The sequence below is a fragment of the Pseudomonas sp. CGJS7 genome (assembly GCF_036961695.1).
Map to the genome: position 1 here is coordinate 1 of NZ_JBAMDI010000113.1, position 16,154 is coordinate 16,154.

The 16,154-nt window shown below is 63.2% G+C and carries 16 protein-coding genes; 4 read left to right on the top strand and 12 right to left on the bottom strand.

What is annotated here, in order from left to right:
• Window positions 1-2,069: TonB-dependent receptor family protein (locus V7787_RS40950; RefSeq protein ID WP_064493163.1), on the bottom strand; the 2,069-nt coding region annotated here is incomplete at its 3' end.
• A 220-nt stretch (window positions 2,070-2,289) separates the two neighbouring features.
• Here V7787_RS40950 and V7787_RS40955 point away from each other — a divergent pair.
• The 3 genes from V7787_RS40955 to V7787_RS40965 are packed head-to-tail and all read left to right on the top strand — an operon-like array spanning window position 2,290 to window position 3,252.
• On the top strand, window positions 2,290-2,538 hold the full coding sequence (locus V7787_RS40955) for a helix-turn-helix domain-containing protein (RefSeq protein WP_003251454.1): 249 nt from the start codon (window positions 2,290-2,292) through the stop codon (window positions 2,536-2,538).
• Between the two features lie 11 nt (window positions 2,539-2,549).
• Entirely contained in the window at window positions 2,550-2,897 is a 348-nt protein-coding gene (locus tag V7787_RS40960; protein ID WP_064493164.1) for a head completion/stabilization protein, read from the top strand.
• The gene (locus V7787_RS40965) at window positions 2,890-3,252 is read left to right on the top strand and encodes a hypothetical protein (RefSeq protein ID WP_014590308.1); all 363 of its coding nucleotides are present in this window, start codon (window positions 2,890-2,892) and stop codon (window positions 3,250-3,252) included. The genes V7787_RS40960 and V7787_RS40965 overlap by 8 nt, the downstream gene beginning before the upstream one ends.
• Here V7787_RS40965 and V7787_RS40970 read toward each other — a convergent pair.
• Complete coding sequence (locus V7787_RS40970; RefSeq protein WP_014861245.1) at window positions 3,249-3,629, bottom strand: helix-turn-helix domain-containing protein; 381 nt, start codon at window positions 3,627-3,629, stop codon at window positions 3,249-3,251. The genes V7787_RS40965 and V7787_RS40970 overlap by 4 nt on opposite strands.
• Window positions 3,630-3,808: 179 nt before the next feature.
• On the opposite strand from V7787_RS40970, the gene V7787_RS40975 reads away from it, so the two are divergent.
• Window positions 3,809-4,072, top strand: coding sequence for an ogr/Delta-like zinc finger family protein (locus V7787_RS40975; RefSeq protein ID WP_004576942.1), 264 nt, complete (start codon window positions 3,809-3,811; stop codon window positions 4,070-4,072).
• Between the two features lie 90 nt (window positions 4,073-4,162).
• Here V7787_RS40975 and nuoN read toward each other — a convergent pair whose 3' ends face one another.
• The 10 genes from nuoN to nuoE form a co-directional block, all read right to left on the bottom strand.
• Entirely contained in the window at window positions 4,163-5,632 is a 1,470-nt protein-coding gene (gene nuoN / locus V7787_RS40980) for an NADH-quinone oxidoreductase subunit NuoN (protein ID WP_010954905.1), read from the bottom strand.
• Between the two features lie 7 nt (window positions 5,633-5,639).
• Window positions 5,640-7,172, bottom strand: coding sequence for an NADH-quinone oxidoreductase subunit M (gene nuoM, locus V7787_RS40985; protein WP_010954904.1), 1,533 nt, complete (start codon window positions 7,170-7,172; stop codon window positions 5,640-5,642).
• Between the two features lie 40 nt (window positions 7,173-7,212).
• Window positions 7,213-9,066, bottom strand: a complete 1,854-nt coding sequence (nuoL, locus tag V7787_RS40990; protein WP_064493165.1) for an NADH-quinone oxidoreductase subunit L — start codon at window positions 9,064-9,066, stop codon at window positions 7,213-7,215.
• Window positions 9,063-9,371 carry an NADH-quinone oxidoreductase subunit NuoK gene (nuoK, locus tag V7787_RS40995; RefSeq protein ID WP_003251446.1) on the bottom strand — a complete coding sequence of 103 codons (309 nt, stop codon included), beginning with the start codon at window positions 9,369-9,371 and terminating at the stop codon, window positions 9,063-9,065. Before nuoK ends, nuoL begins: the two co-directional genes overlap by 4 nt.
• 3 nt (window positions 9,372-9,374) lie before the next feature.
• Window positions 9,375-9,875 carry an NADH-quinone oxidoreductase subunit J gene (gene nuoJ / locus V7787_RS41000; RefSeq protein WP_019438098.1) on the bottom strand — a complete coding sequence of 167 codons (501 nt, stop codon included), beginning with the start codon at window positions 9,873-9,875 and terminating at the stop codon, window positions 9,375-9,377.
• A 10-nt stretch (window positions 9,876-9,885) separates the two neighbouring features.
• A complete protein-coding gene (gene nuoI, locus V7787_RS41005; RefSeq protein WP_003251442.1) occupies window positions 9,886-10,434 on the bottom strand; it encodes an NADH-quinone oxidoreductase subunit NuoI in 549 nt (182 codons plus the stop codon).
• A gap of 11 nt (window positions 10,435-10,445) precedes the next feature.
• On the bottom strand, window positions 10,446-11,453 hold the full coding sequence (nuoH, locus tag V7787_RS41010) for an NADH-quinone oxidoreductase subunit NuoH (protein ID WP_003251440.1): 1,008 nt from the start codon (window positions 11,451-11,453) through the stop codon (window positions 10,446-10,448).
• Window positions 11,450-14,164: an NADH-quinone oxidoreductase subunit NuoG gene (nuoG, locus tag V7787_RS41015; RefSeq protein ID WP_020192001.1), complete on the bottom strand. Its 2,715-nt coding sequence runs from the start codon at window positions 14,162-14,164 to the stop codon at window positions 11,450-11,452. The genes nuoH and nuoG overlap by 4 nt, the downstream gene beginning before the upstream one ends.
• Before the next feature lie 132 nt (window positions 14,165-14,296).
• Complete coding sequence (gene nuoF / locus V7787_RS41020; RefSeq protein WP_020192000.1) at window positions 14,297-15,658, bottom strand: NADH-quinone oxidoreductase subunit NuoF; 1,362 nt, start codon at window positions 15,656-15,658, stop codon at window positions 14,297-14,299.
• Window positions 15,655-16,152 carry an NADH-quinone oxidoreductase subunit NuoE gene (nuoE, locus tag V7787_RS41025; protein ID WP_104886394.1) on the bottom strand — a complete coding sequence of 166 codons (498 nt, stop codon included), beginning with the start codon at window positions 16,150-16,152 and terminating at the stop codon, window positions 15,655-15,657. Before nuoE ends, nuoF begins: the two co-directional genes overlap by 4 nt.
• Between the last annotated feature and the right edge of the window lie 2 nt (window positions 16,153-16,154).

Below are 16,154 nucleotides of genomic sequence, written 5' to 3' on the forward strand. Positions count from 1 at the left end.
CGGAAGCTGTATGAAACCCCCGCGTATACGCCAAACCCTTCGCCCGGTGTCGAACGGGCATTGTCCTTGCCGGCGTCGTTGTAGGCCGGCGTCACGGTCGCTGCATAGCGCTGGTTGGTCAGGTTGCGCAGGTCCAGCCAGGTCTGCCAGTCCTGTTTCGGTGAGTCCCAGCCAACGCGCGCACCGAGCAAGGCATATTCATCGGCGTGGTAGCTATTGGCATAGTCCACCTGCACCTTCGAGGCCATTTGTGTATTGACCCCGGCATAGAAGCCGTTCGGCCAGTCATAGCGCAGCTCGGCCTGGTAGTAGTGCATGGGGATGCCGGGCAGACGGTTGTCGCCAAACGTGTCGTCATCACGGTAGTGGAAGTCGCTGAAGGTGTAGGCCTGGCGCAAGCTCAGCTTGCCAGTGCCCGCGCGCTCCCACAGGGTGCTGTCGAGGCCGGCTTCCACGCCTTGGTGCACGGTAGCGCTGGCGTTGAATTCCGAGGTGAAGTTCGGAACTACCTCAACGGCCAGCAGTTCGTGGCGTACTTGCGAGTAGTACCAGGCCAGGTCCCAGCGGCCGAGGGCCGAGTCGCCACGGGCGCCCAGTTCCAGGGTGGTGGCTGTCTGGTTCTGCATCTCGATCGGCTGGATCTGCTTGCCGCCGGTGCTGGGCGCGCTCCAGATCAGCGACCACGGGTGTGGCGGCTCTACCGAGCGGCTCAGGTTGCCGTACACCTGCAAGTCCGGACGAATGTCGTAGCGTAGCCCCAAGCGGGGGGCATAGTCCCAGTCATGCATGCTCACCTTGCCGCCTTCAGAGGGGTAGGTCACGTCACTTTCGCGGCGCGTGTAGATCATGGCCAGGCCGGTGCTCAGCCACAGGTTGGGGACCAGTTCCAGGTCGTTGCCAACATGCAGCACGGTGTCCGAGCCCTGGTAGGTGAAGTCACGGGTGCGCTCGCCGAACACATCGCCATTGCGGGTAAATTGCGAAGCGCCGCTGTTGGGCAGGTGCTTGGTGGTACGCCAACCGACGGTGGTCTTGCTCTCGCGGCCGAACAGTGTGTCGCGGCGGAAATAGTTCAGCGTACCGCTGACATCGGTGTAGGCGACCTTCAGGCGCATGGGGCCTTCGCGCAGGTCCATCGGGTAGTCGTGATAGACCAGGCCGGCTTCCAGGCGTGCCTCGTCGTCGAGGTAGAAGGTCGTCTTGTTGCCCACCCAGGTGCTGCCTGGTTGCGGGCGGCTGTCGTCGCGTGCCAGATAGTTGGGGTTGGCCGCGCGCGGGTGGTGCTTGATCTGGTCCTTGGTCAGGCGGCCGGGCAGTTCGTTTTCAGTTTCCCGATAGCGCAGGTAGAAGCGGGTTTCCAGGTTGGGGTTGAAGCGGTAACCGGCATTGGCGGCAATGCCCTTGGCGCTGCCGCTGCTGTGCGCCTGGTAGCCGTCATATTCCGAATCGGTCAGGGCCACGTAATAGTCGAGGTTGCCCAGCACCTTGCCCGAACTGATGTGCCGATGCTGGTAGCCGCGGCTACCGACTTCGTAGCGTACTTGCAGTGCAGGCGCGTCGTAGCCGGTGTGGGTGACGTAGTTGATCGCACCGCCCAAGGCCAGGGAGCCTTGGTCAAAGCCATTGGCGCCACGCAGCACTTCGGCACGGCTCAGCCACAGCGGTTCGAACAGTTCGTAAGGCGTACCGCCCGGGCCGGTCAACGGCAGGCCGTCGAACATGGTGTAGACACCGGAACCGTGCGCCCCCGGCGCACGGTTGATGCCCGAGCCGCGTATCGACAGCTTGACGCCGTCGTTGCCTGCCGATTGGGCGAACACCCCAGGCTGGTAGGCCAGTACGTCCTGGTTGCTGGCCACTCGGCCTTGCCCCACGCGCTGCATGTCCACCAGGTTGCTGGCCCCCGGTATTTCACGCAGGCGCTCGCTGGCTGCCGTCAGCTCGTTCTGCTCCTCATCGGTGATCAGCACCCGGCCCAATTCGACCGAGGATGCCCCCAGGGCGGGCTGAGTGGCAGCCAAGGCCGCCAGCAGACCGAGGCAGGACGAGAGGGGTAAATCGGAACGCATTGTACGACTCCAGGCGAAAGGCGAATGGACAACGGCGTTGAGACGAGCGAAATGCGGCTTGGAGCACGCAGAAAGTCAGCAAATCGTTCGTCACCTTCGTCATGCGGTCTTGTACGAAAGTTCTTTACAAACCATGGCGGTGGAGGTGGGTGGCCTGTGCTTCGTAAGGTGACTGCAAGTAGGCAGCAATGCCTCGCTCAATCACCCGTGGAGTTCAAACATGACTGACAACGCTCGACACTCGCAGCAACCCTTGGCGGACGCCCCGGTTCGCCTGACGCCACGTGAACAGCAAGTGCTGTTGTGGTGTGCTTATGGCAAGAGCTCGTGGGAGATTGGCCAGATCCTTGAATGCAAGGAGTCGACGGTGAACTTTCACGTGTCCAACATCCTGCGCAAATTCGAAGTGCCTACCCGGGTGGCTGCTGTGATCAAGGCCATTCGCTACGGCATGCTGGCCGAGCAGTAAGGGGGTAGCGCATGAGCAACGATCCTCGGCTACCGCGCTTTGCCGATTGCCATGACCCGTTCTGGCCGCGGGTGGATCTGGGCAGGTTGCGTGAGCACCTGCAACTGCCGCGGTCTGTCAGTGACGCGGCTTTGGAAGTGGCCGCGCGCTGCGCAGCCATCGAGGCAGCACGGGAATTCGCCCGCTGGCGTTCAGTGCTGCGAGAGCGGGGCTACAAGCGGCTCGAGGATGTGGCCGGGCATGATCATGGGCGTGCCTTGCGGGTGTGCTACATCCGTTTCGTCGAAGCGGCGGTCATGTATAGCCTGGGTTCAACCGCCTGCCTGCCTGTTCCGCGCGGAGGGCAAGTGCATGCCTGAGCGATCTGTTTTCGACCACCTGGCCCCGGCATTGGTGACGTTCCTGGGGGTGGATGGCGATGTGCTGTTCGCCGCGCTGCTGGGAGCATTGTTGGTGAGCGCGGCACGCGATCGATTGATCACCAGTGAGGCCAGGCGCCTGACGCTGGCCAAGAAACTGCTGCTGCTATTCGTGACCGTGGGCGTGGGCCATCTGTTCGAGCCACTGGTTTCGTCATTGGTGCCTTTGCTGACCCGGGGCATGGCGGCATTCGTGGCCGCTGTGGTGGTGATCCCCATCAGCCTCAAGGTCATGGTCTGGCTGGATACACTCGACCCGCGCGAGCTCATCCAGCGCTGGCGCCGTCGGGGTTAGCCATTGGTTGCGCCGCCGAGCTCGCTCAGTTGCTGTTCCAACTGCTGGATGCGCTGTTTGTCCTTGATGAACAGCAGGATGGCCTGGCGATCGCTGTGCGAGAGCGTGCGCAGCCGTTCGAGCATTTCGCACTCCCAGCCCGCATCACCTGGGTCGGCGGCGATGTGCTCGGCTTGACCCAGCAATAGCCAGTCCAGTGAGCATGCATGCTTTTTGGCGATGTCTATGCAAAGTGAGTAAGGAATGCTCTCGCGAACCTTCCAGCTGCTCAGCGTTTGCGGGCTGACCGACAGTGCACGTGACAGCTCGGCATCAGTGTTTGCGCCAGTGAGAAGCTTAAGGCGCGTGAGCACCTCAGCAAGTATGTGAGTACTCATAACAAATATCCATGACTGGTTTAATGATATTCCATGGGCTTAAACTACTCGTTATGAATACAGCCCTGCGTTTTAAGGAGCACTTCTGCAATGAGAACCATCAAATTGAAGAATACACCCACAGTTGCAGCCAATACTGACACACAGACTAGCCTGGGCAATGCTAGCAGGTACTTGCCGTGAGTACTTACAAGCTGGTTTGCCCGCATTGCCACAGCCGGATGCGCATACGTACTAGCGAAGGGCGCCATATTTTCCTGCGAATCGCTTATTTGCAATGCACTACCGAGGCGTGTGGCTGGTCAGTGCGCGCCGAATTCGAAATGACCCATGAACTCTCCCCCAGCGGCATGCCCAACCCGGAAGTGTACCTGCCTTCGGCCAATGGTGATTTGCGCAAGGCCGCCTTGCCGGGCGCAGGTCAGGGCTGCCCGAGTGAGTGAGGCACCCGTGGGCGCAGGTAGCAAAACGTGCAGATAAAAAAACACCCCGCCTAGGCGGGGTGTTTTCTGTTACCGGCGCTGCCGGGGTGATCAACCGATCAGTTGCAGGCCCGCTTGCTGAACCATTTCCAGCAGGGGCTGCGGGTACACACCCAGTACGAAAGCGAGAATGGCGATAGCCAGCAGCATGACGCCGCCGGTGCGCTGTTCCCACTTGAGCGGGGCGTCGTGACGACGCAGGTTCGGCTCGACCAGGTAAAGGGTAACCATGACGCGCAGGTAATAGTACACGCCGATGGCGCTACCGATCACCAGCGCACCGACCAACCACCACAGGTGCGATTCGACGCCGGTAGCGATGATGTAGAACTTGCCGATGAAGCCGGCGGTCAGCGGGATACCCGCCAGCGACAGCATCATCACGGTCAGTACCGCTGTCAGGTACGGGCGGCGCCAGAACAGGCCGCGGTACTCGTACAGGGCATCGGCGTCACGGCCGCCGTACGGCGAGGACATCAGGGTGATGACACCGAAGGCGCCCAGGCTGGTGATCACGTAGGTGACCAGGTAAACGCCCATGGCTTCCAGGGCCAGGCCCTTGCTGGCGACCAACGCGATGACCAGGTAACCGAAGTGGGCGATGGACGAGTAACCCAGCAGACGCTTGAGGTTGCTCTGGGTCAGTGCCAGCAGGTTACCAATCAGGATCGAGGCTACGGCAATCACCGCCAGTACGGTGCTGAGCACGCCGCTGCTGGCAGCAGGGGAGAGCATGAACAGGCGTACGACAACGGCGAATACTGCCACCTTGCTGGCGGTTGCCAGGAACGCGGCGACCGGCGCCGGAGCGCCTTCGTACACGTCCGGAGTCCACAGATGGAACGGTACCAGCGACAGCTTGAAGGCCAGGCCAACCAGCATCATGCCCAGGCCCAGCTGGGCCACCAGGCTTGGCATGCTGGTGGTAGCCAGGGCCTTGCCGATCTGGTCGAAGCTCAGGCTGCCGGCGTCGGCGTACAGCAGGGCCATGCCGAACAGCAGGAAAGCCGAGCCTGCGGCCGACAGCACCATGTACTTGATGCCGGCTTCCAGCGATCGCTTGTTGAAGAAGGCATACGCCACCAGGCCATAGACCGGTACCGACAACAGCTCCAGGCCGATGAACAGGCCGGCCAGGTGGTTGGCGCTGACCAGCACCAGGCCACCGAGGGCCGACATCAGCAGCAACAGGTACAGTTCTTCACGGTTGCCCGGGAAACCCTTGGCGCCCTCGCCGAGGTAGGCGTGGGCGAGGGTGACGCAGGCCAGCGTCGCCACGAGGATGATCGCCATGTACAGGCAGGCGAACTTGTCGATGGTGATCAGCGAGGTGACCGCCAGCGGCGCGACCTTCAGCGCCGGCAGGAGCGACAGCAGGGCCAGGTTCAGGCCCACGGTGGACAGCAGGAAGGTCTGCGAGTGGTTGCGCTTCCAGGCGATCGCCAGCATCACCACCACCGTGGTGATGGTGGTGATCAGCATCGGCGCCAATGCGATGAAGTGTTGAGTGGTGAATTCCATAGCGCTCTTACCGGGCCGAAGCGAGTTGAGTGAAAGCGGATCCGAGCCACTGCTGCACACCACTCATGGTGGCGGCAGAGGTGTCGAGGAACGGCTGCGGATACACGCCCAGCAGGATCAGCAATACCGCCAGACCCAGAACCATGATCAGTTCGCGACCGTCCATGCCGGCCAGCACGGTGTCGGTCTTGGCCGGGCCGAAGTAGGCACGGTGGATCATGATCAGCGAGTAAACAGAACCGAACACCAGGCCGGTAGTGGCGATCACGGTGATCCACGGCACGTGCACGAAGCTGCCGATCAGGATCAGGAACTCGCCGACGAAGTTGCCGGTGCCTGGCAGGCCCAACGATGCCGCTGCGAAGAACAGGCTGATGGCCGGCAGGTAGGCGATGCGGTGCCACAGGCCACCCATCTGACGCATGTCACGGGTGTGCAGGCGCTCGTACAGCTGGCCGGACAGGATGAACAGCGCCGCAGCCGACAGGCCGTGGGCCAGCATCTGGATCACCGCACCTTGCAGGGCCTGCTGGCTGCCGGAGTAGATACCGATCAGCACGAAGCCCATGTGCGAGACGCTGGAGAAGGCGATCAGGCGCTTGATGTCGGTTTGTGCGAAGGCCAGGAAGGCACCGTAGAAGATACCGATCAGGCCCAGGGTCATGGCGATCGGCGCGAACTCGGCCGAGGCGTTCGGGAACAGCGGCAGGGCGAAGCGTAGCAGGCCGTAGGCCGCGGTCTTCAGCAAGATACCCGCCAGGTCCACCGAGCCTGCGGTCGGTGCCTGGGCGTGAGCGTCAGGCAGCCAGGAGTGGAACGGCACCACCGGCAGCTTCACCGCGAAGGCGATGAAGAAGCCCAGCATCAGCACGTACTCGATACCGGCTGGCAACTCGGCCTTGAGCAGGTCGCTGTAGTTGAAGGTGAGCACGCCAGTGGTGTTGTAGTTGACCAGCACCAGGCCCAGGATCGCCACCAGCATGATCAGGCCGCTGGCCTGGGTGAAGATGAAGAACTTGGTCGCCGCGTAGATCCGGGTCTTCTTGCCGTCTGCCGAGCTGTGACCCCAGAGCGCGATGAGGAAGTACATCGGCACCAGCATCATTTCCCAGAAGAAGAAGAACAGGAACAGGTCCAGGGCCAGGAACACACCGACCACGCCGCCGAGGATCCACATCAGGTTGAGGTGGAAGAAGCCGACGTGGCGCTGGATCTCTTTCCAGGAACACAGGACCGACAGCACACCGAGCAGGCCGGTGAGCAGGATCATCAGCAGCGACAGGCCGTCCAGGGCCAGGTGGATGCTGATGCCGAAACGCTTGATCCACTCGACTTTGTATTCGAGAGCCCAGGCCGGTTCGGCGCCCGGGGCGGGAGCAAGGGTGTAGTCGCCGGTACCCCACAGCCACAGGCCGATGCCAAGCAGCAGGGACATGGTAAGCAGCGCAATCCAGCGCGGCAGGGTGGCGCCGAAGCGCTCACCCAGCCAGCAGAGGAAGCCGCCGATGAAGGGGATCAGGATCAGCCAAGGCAAAATCATGACGGGTTGGTTTCCTTTGGCAAAGTCGCAAGATTCATAGTCATACCGCAGCCACTACCACGGCACCGAGCACCAGCACGGCACCCACGGCGATAGAGGCGGTGTACCAGCGCAGTTGGCCAGTCTCGGTCTTGCTCATGGCCACGTGGCCACCACGCGCCATCCGAGGAATCAGGCCGATGGTGCGGTCAACCGGGTCCTTGCGCAGGATGTGGCTGATCAGCAGGTACGGTTTGACGAAAAGCTTGTCGTAGATCCAGTCGAAGCCCCAGGCAGCGAACCACCAGGCCGACAGGACGCGACCGATGCCACTGTTGGCGACGGCGCTGACGAAGCGGCGCTTGCCCAGGAACAGCAGGGCGGCCAGCAGGATACCGGCGATGGCGATGGCACCCGAGGTGATCTCCAGCGCGTGCTTGGCTTCGCCACCGGCATGGCCGGCGCTTTCCGGCAGCACACCGGCCAGCGGCGGGGTGATCCAGGCGCCGACGAAGGTCGACAGCACGATCAGCACGCCCAGCGGCAGCCAGTGGCTGATGCCGTGGCCAGCGTGGGCTTCGGTCTTGGCTTCGCCGTGGAAGGCGATGAAGATCAGGCGGAAGGTGTACAGCGAGGTCATGAACGCGCCTACCAGACCGGCATACAGCAGGCCGGTGTTGCCGCTGGCGAAGGCTTCCCAGAGGATCTCGTCCTTGGAGTAGAAGCCTACGGTCACGATCGGCAGGGCCGCCAGTGCCGCACCACCGACCACGAAGCTGGCGTAGGCCAGGGGCAGTTTCTTCCACAGGCCGCCCATCTTGAAGATGTTCTGCTCGTGGTGGCAGGCAACGATCACCGCACCGGAGGCAAGGAACAGCAGGGCCTTGAAGAAGGCGTGGGTCATCAGGTGGAAGATCGCCGCGTCCCAGGCACCCACGCCCAGGGCCAGGAACATGTAGCCGATCTGGCTCATGGTCGAGTAGGCGAGGATACGCTTGATATCGGTCTGTACCAGCGCAGCGAAGCCTGCCAGTACCAGGGTCACGCCACCGACCACACCTACAAGGTGCAGGATGTCCGGCGCAAGCAGGAACAGGCCGTTGGTACGGGCGATCAGGTACACGCCCGCGGTCACCATGGTTGCGGCGTGGATCAGTGCCGAAACCGGAGTCGGGCCCGCCATGGCGTCGGCCAACCAGGTCTGCAATGGCAGCTGTGCCGATTTACCGACCGCACCACCCAGCAGCATCAGCGTGGCCAGCACCATCCAGGTGTCGCCAGCCTGGAACTTCTGCGGTGCCAGCACCAGCAGTTCCTGCACGTTCAGGGTGCCCAGCTGGGCGAACAGGATGAACAGGCCGATGGCCATGAACACGTCGCCGATACGGGTGACGATGAATGCCTTGAGTGCTGCGTTACCGTTGTTGCGGTTGCTGTAGTAGAAACCGATCAACAGGTACGAGCACAGGCCCACGCCTTCCCAGCCGAAGTAGATGAACAGCAGGTTATCGCCGAGGACCAGGAACAGCATGCTGGCGATGAACAGGTTGGTGTACGAGAAGAAGCGCGAGTAGCCGGCTTCGCCACGCATGTACCAGGATGCGAACAGGTGGATCAGGAAGCCGACACCGGTCACCACACCGAGCATGGTGACCGACAGGCCGTCCAGATACAGGGTGAAGTTCGGCGCGAAGCCGTCCACCGACATCCACTGCCACAGCAGCTGGCTGTACGCGCCGCCCTCAGGCGGGGCGACGTTGAACTGCCAGATGACGTAAGCGGCCGTGGCGGCCGACAGGCCTACCGAGCCGACGCCGATCAGGGCGGACAGGTTCTCCGAGAACCGTCCACGCGAGAACGACAGCAGCAGGAAGCCGATGAGGGGAAAGACGAAAGTCAGGAAGAGAAGGTTCATCCGCGCATCTCACTGGCAGCATCGATGTCGAGAGTGTGGAAGCGGCGATACAGCTGCAGCAGGATGGCCAGGCCAATGCTGGCCTCGGCGGCTGCCAGGCTGATCACCAGAATGAACATCACCTGACCGTCGGGCTGGACCCAACGGGCACCGGCGACGACGAACGCCAGGGCAGAGGCGTTCATCATGACTTCCAGGCTCATGAGCACGAAGAGGATGTTGCGGCGGACCATCAGGCCAACCAGACCTAAGCAGAACAGGATGCCTGCGACCGCCAGACCATGTTCGAGAGGGATAGCACCCATGATTTACTCCTTCGCCTCGTTGCGGCCCAGGTGGAAGGCGGTGACGGCTGCAGCCAGCAGCAGCATCGACGCCAGTTCGACCACCAGCAGGTAAGGGCCGAACAGGCTGATGCCCACGGCTTTCGGGCCCACGGTGGTACCGCTGATGCCGGCGCCACTCGGGGTGACGAACAGCACGTACAGCAGCTCCGCCAGCAGCAGGGCGCCGAGGATTACCGGCCCGGCCCAGATGCCGGGCTTGAGCCAGCCCCGTTCCTGGGCGACCGAAGCCGGCCCGAGGTTGAGCATCATCACCACGAACACGAACAGCACCATGATGGCGCCGGCGTAGGCGATCACTTCCAGGGCGCCGGCAAACGGCGCACCCAGTGCGAAGAAGATCATGGCCACGGAAATCAGCGAAATGATCAGGTAAAGCAAGGCGTGCACGGGGTTGGTGCCAGTTACCACCCGAAGGGTGGAGACCACGGCGATCCCGGATGCGAAGTAGAAAGCGAATTCCATCTTTCTGTCCTTATGGGAGCAAGCTCTTCACGTTGATCGGCTCGGCTTCGTTCTGTGCAGAGCCCTTCGGCTTGCCAGCGATTGCCATACCCGCAACACGGTAGAAGTTGTAGTCAGGGTTCTTGCCGGGGCCGGAGATCAGCAGATCTTCTTTCTCGTACACCAGGTCCTGACGCTTGAACTCGGCCATTTCGAAATCCGGAGTCAGCTGGATTGCGGTGGTCGGGCACGCTTCTTCACACAGGCCGCAGAAAATGCAACGCGAGAAGTTGATGCGGAAGAACTCCGGGTACCAGCGGCCGTCCTCTGTCTCGGCCTTCTGCAGCGAAATGCAGCCAACCGGGCAGGCCACCGCGCAGAGGTTGCACGCTACGCAGCGCTCCTCGCCATCGGGGTCGCGGGTGAGGACGATGCGGCCGCGGTAGCGCGGCGGCAGGTACACGGGTTCTTCGGGGTACTGCAGGGTGTCGCGCTTGCGGAACCCGTGGGAGAACACCATTGCCAGGCTGCGCAGCTGGGTGCCGGTGCCCTTAACGATGTCGCCGATATACTTGAACATGGGTCAAATCCTCACTGGGCCGCGACGGCTGGCGTGTTGTAGAGCACGATCGCAGCGGTCACCAGCAAATTGATCAGGGTCAGCGGCAGGCAGAACTTCCAGCTGAAGTCCATCACCTGGTCATAGCGTGGGCGCGGGATCGAGGCGCGCAGCAGGATGAACAGCATGATGAAGAACGCGGTCTTCAGGGCGAACCACAGGAACGACAGTTGCGGCAGGATGCCGAACGGGCCGTGCCAGCCGCCGAAGAACAGGGTTACCAGCAGCGCCGAGATGAGGATGATGCCGATGTACTCACCGACGAAGAACATGCCCCACTTCATGCCGGCATACTCGATGTGGTAGCCGTCGGCCAGTTCCTGTTCTGCTTCCGGCTGGTCGAACGGGTGACGGTGAGTCACGGCGACGCCAGCGATGAAGAAGGTGCAGAAGCCGAAGAACTGCGGAATGATGAACCACAGGTTCTGCGCCTGGTACTCAACGATGTCGCGCATGTTGAACGAACCCACCTGCACCACCACGCCCATCAGCGCCAGGCCCAGGAACACTTCGTACGACACGGTCTGTGCCGAAGCACGCAAGCTGCCCAGCAGGGCGTACTTGTTGTTCGACGACCAGCCGGCGAACAGCACCGCGTAGACCGACAGGCCGGCCATGGCGAAGAAGAACAGCAGGCCGATGTTCAGGTCGGCAACGCCCCAGGTCGGGGTGATCGGGATGACCACGAAGGCGATCAGCAGGGCGCTCATGGCCACTACCGGTGCCAGGGTGAAGATCACGCGATCGACGAAGGGTGGGTTCCAGTCTTCCTTGAAGAACATCTTCAGCATGTCGGCAGCGATCTGGAACATGCCGAACGGGCCGACGCGGTTCGGACCGTAACGGTCCTGCCACCAGCCCAGCAGGCGGCGCTCGACGAAGCTGAGCAGCGCACCGCAGACCACCACCGCCAGCAGGACCACGATGGCCCGCAGCACGGTGAGGATCACATCGATCACTTCGGGGGTGAACCAGCTCATTGTGCTGCCTCCTGCAGACCTTCGACGGATGCACCGAAGATGGCAGGCGGAATGCCAGCCAGGCCTTTCGGCAGCGCGACCAGGCCAGCGCCCAGCTCTTCATTGATACGCAGCGGCAGGCGCAGGGCCACACCGGCGACGTTCAGGCTCAGCAGGGCGCCTTCGTTGACGCCCAGGCGGTCGGCTTCGGACTTGGCCAGGGCCACGTAGGCAGCCGGGATGCGTTCTTGGACCGGAGCAGCGCGCGAGGAGCTTTCTTCGCTGCCGAACAGGTGGAAGAACGGCACGGCAGTCCAGGTGCCACGGGCCGGGTTGAAGGCCCCCGGAATGGCGTTGAACCAGTTCAGGCGGTCGCCTTGCGATTCGATCAGGCGTACGCCTGGGTCACCGGCACGCAGGTGGCCACCGACCTCGTCCTGAAACTTGTTCCAGGCTTGTGGGGAGTTCCAGCCCGGCGACCAGGCGAACGGCACCTGCTGGCGCGGTTCGGCCGAACCCGAGTAGCCTTCCATGGAGAAGGCGAACGCGGTGTCCTTGTCTTGCGGGGTGCGCGGCTCGTGCACACTGATGTTGGCACGCATGGCGGTACGGCCGGAGTAGCGCAGCGGCTCACGGGCCAGCTTCATGCCCTTGATGCGGAACGCAGCGCTCGGCGCGGCGTTGACGATGCCGGCCAGTTGCGGAGCGGCTTCGGCGCAGGCGCTGGTGACGTGGTCCAGCTGGGTCCAGTCGACCGGCTTGTTCAGCAGGGTGGCACGCAGGGCGTGCATCCAGCGCCAGCCTTCGTGGATCTGGATGCTGCTGTCCAGGTACTGCGGGTCGAACACCTGGAAGAAGCGCTGGGCACGGCCTTCCTGGCTGACCAGGGTACCGTCGCCTTCGGCGAACGAGGCGGCCGGCAGCACCAGGTGGGCGCGGTCGACGGTGGCGGTTTTGGAGTGATCGGCAACGATCACCACCTTGGCCGCAGCCAGGGCAGCATCGACCTTGGCGGCCGGTACGCGGGCGTACAGGTCGTTTTCCAGCACCACGATGGCATCGGCTTTGCCGCTGATGACCGCGTCCAGGGCGGCATCGACCGACTCGCCACCGAGCATGGCCAGGCCGAGGCTGTTGGCCTCAGGCACCACCAGGCTCAGCGAGCCGTTTTTCTCGCGCAGCTTCAGGGCCTTGGCGATGTTGGCAGCCGCTTCGATCAGCGCCGGGTCGGCCAGCGAAGTACCGGCTACGACCAGTGGGCGCTTGGCGGCGACCAGGGCGTCGGCGATGCGCTGGGCCAGGGCCTGGGCTTCGTCGTCCAGGCCGGCGACGGCAGGGGCGCTCGGGTCGATGGCGTGGGCCACGGCGAAACCGATGCGGGCCAGGTCGGCCGGTGCGGCGTGTACGCACTCTTCGGCGACGTCGTCCAGCTTGGTTTCAGCCAGGGATGCGATGAACAGCGGGTACAGCGCGTGCTGGCCAATGTTCTTCACGGCAGCGTCGAGCCAAGGCTGCACTTTCATGGCTTCGGCCATGGCCTCGGCCTTGCCTTTGGTGGCCTGGCGCACGGCCAGGGCAACGCGGGCAGCGGTCTGGGTCAGGTCTTCACCGAGCACAAACACGGCGTCGTGGTCTTCGATGTCGCGCAGGGTCGGCACGGGCAGCGGGCTGTTGTTCAGCACGTTCAGGGCCAGGCGTACGCGGGCCAGTTCGCCAGCTTCCATGCCCGAGTAGAAGTATTCGGCGCCGACCAGCTCACGCAGGCCGTAGTTGCTTTCGAGGCTGGCGCGTGGCGAGCCGATACCGACGATGGTACGGCCGCGCAGCAGGTCGGCGGCCTTGTCCAGGGCGGCGTCCAGGCCCAGCTTGGTGCCGTCGGCCAGTTGTGGCTGGCGTGGGCGGTCCTTGCGGTTGACGTAGCCGTAGCCGAAGCGGCCGCGGTCGCACAGGAAGTACTGGTTGACCGAACCGTTGAAGCGGTTTTCGATACGGCGCAGTTCGCCGTAGCGCTCACCCGGGCTGATGTTGCAGCCGCTGGAGCAGCCATGGCAGATGCTTGGGGCGAACTGCATGTCCCACTTGCGGTTGTAGCGCTCGGAGTGGGTCTTGTCGGTGAATACGCCGGTCGGGCAGACCTCGGTCAGGTTGCCGGAGAACTCGCTTTCCAGCACACCGTCTTCGACGCGGCCGAAGTACACGTTGTCGTGGGCGCCGTATACGCCCAGGTCGGTACCACCGGCGTAGTCCTTGTAGTAGCGCACGCAACGGTAGCAGGCGATGCAGCGGTTCATCTCATGGGCGATGAACGGGCCGAGGTCCTGGTTCTGGTGGGTACGCTTGGTGAAACGGTAGCGGCGCTCGTTGTGGCCGGTCATTACCGTCATGTCCTGCAGGTGGCAGTGACCGCCTTCCTCGCACACCGGGCAGTCGTGCGGGTGGTTGGTCATCAGCCATTCGACGACGCTGGCGCGGAACGCCTTCGACTCTTCGTCGTCGATGGAGATCCAGGTGCCGTCGGAAGCAGGGGTCATGCAGGACATGACGATACGACCACGGGTGTCGTTCTCGTCGGTGTACTGCTTGACTGCGCACTGCCGGCAGGCGCCAACGCTACCAAGCGCCGGGTGCCAGCAGAAATAAGGGATGTCGAGGCCGAGCGACAGACACGCCTGTAACAGGTTGTCTGCACCGTTGACTTCGAGCGCTTTGCCGTCTACGTGGATAGTGGCCATTGTTCAAAGTTCTTCGTTGGCCCGCGTGAGCGGGCGTGGCTAATGGAAATCGGTGAGCTTGCGACACGCCTCGATTGCTCGGGCCTGCCGGTAAGCTGGCGAGTGGCACGGACCACCCGCCTAATCATCTTGTTATGCGCCGACCACGATCGGCTTCGCCAGGTCGGGGCGCAGGGTGGCAGCGCTTTCTGGCGCCACACCGGCCTCGAACTCCGAGCGGAAGTATTTGATGGCACTGCCCAGCGGCTCGACGGCACCCGGTGCGTGAGCACAGAAGGTACGGCCTGGGCCGAGGAAGTTGACCAGCCCCAGCAGCGTCTCGATGTCTTCGGCGCGGCCCTGGCCTCTTTCCAGTGCACGCAGCATCTTCACGCTCCACGGCAGGCCGTCACGGCATGGCGTGCACCAGCCGCACGACTCGCGGGCGAAGAACTCTTCCATGTTGCGCAGCAGCGACACCATGTTGATGCTGTCGTCGACCGCCATGGCCAGGCCAGTACCCATACGGGTGCCGACCTTGGCGATGCCACCGGCGTACATTTGCGCATCGAGGTGCTCAGGCAGCAGGAAGCCGGTACCGGCGCCGCCTGGCTGCCAGCACTTGAGCTTGAAGCCATCGCGCATGCCACCGGCGTAGTCTTCGAACAGTTCGCGCGCGGTAACGCCGAATGGCAGTTCCCACAGGCCTGGGTTCTTTACCTTGCCGGAGAAGCCCATCAGCTTGGTGCCATGGTCTTCGCTGCCTTCGCGGGCCAGCGACTTGTACCAGTCGTTGCCGTTGGCGACGATGGCCGGGACGTTGCACAGGGTTTCGACGTTGTTCACGCACGTCGGCTTGCCCCACACGCCAACGGCGGCAGGGAAGGGCGGCTTGGAGCGCGGGTTGGCGCGGCGGCCTTCCAGCGAGTTGATCAGCGCGGTTTCTTCACCGCAGATGTAGCGGCCGGCACCGGTGTGCACGAACAGCTCGAAATCGAAACCGCTGCCCAGGATGTTCTTGCCCAGCAGGCCGGCGGCCTTGGCTTCATCGATGGCGCGGTTGAGGTTCTTCGCTGCGGTGGTGTATTCGCCACGCAGGAAGATGTAGCCGCGGTAGGCCTTGAGGGCGCGGGCGCTGATCAGCATGCCCTCGACCAGCAGATGGGGCTGTTGCTCCATCAGCATGCGGTCCTTCCAGGTGTTCGGCTCCATTTCGTCCGCGTTGCACAGCAGGTAGCGGATGTTCATGGATTCGTCTTTGGGCATCAGGCCCCACTTCACGCCAGTGGGGAAGCCTGCACCGCCACGGCCCTTGAGGCCGGAGTCCTTGACGCTTTGCACGATGTCGTCGGCGGACATTTGCGCCAGCGCCTTGCGGGCTGCGGCGTAGCCGTTCTTCGATTCGTACTCGGCCAGCCAGACCGGCTCGCCGTCGTCACGCAGGCGCCAGGTCAGCGGGTGGGTTTCGGCCGAGCGCGCGATGCGGTTGGCCGGGCCGAAGGAAGTAATGGTCATACGTAACCCTCCAGCAGTTTGGAAACGCCAGCCGGCTGCACGTCACCGAAGGTGTCGTCGTCGATCATCAGCGCCGGGGCCTTGTCGCAGTTGCCCAGGCAGCACACGGGCAGCAGGGTGAAACGGCCGTCGGCGGTGGTCTGGCCGAGGCCGATGCCCAGCTCGCTCTCAATCTGGCTGACCACCGACTCATGGCCGCCGATGTAGCAGACCATGCTGTCGCACACGCGGATGATGTGGCGGCCGACCGGTTGGCGGAAGATCTGGCTGTAGAAGGTGGCGACACCCTCGACGTCGCTGGCCGGAATGCCCAGCACTTCGCCGATGGCGTGAATGGCGCCGTCTGGCACCCAGCCACGCTCCTTCTGGACGATCTTCAGGGCTTCGATGGACGCCGCGCGCGGGTCCTCGTAGTGATGCATTTCGTGCTCGATGGCCGAGCGCTCGGTTTCGCTCAGGGCGAAACGGTCTGTCTGGATAAGCGTGCTGTTCATGC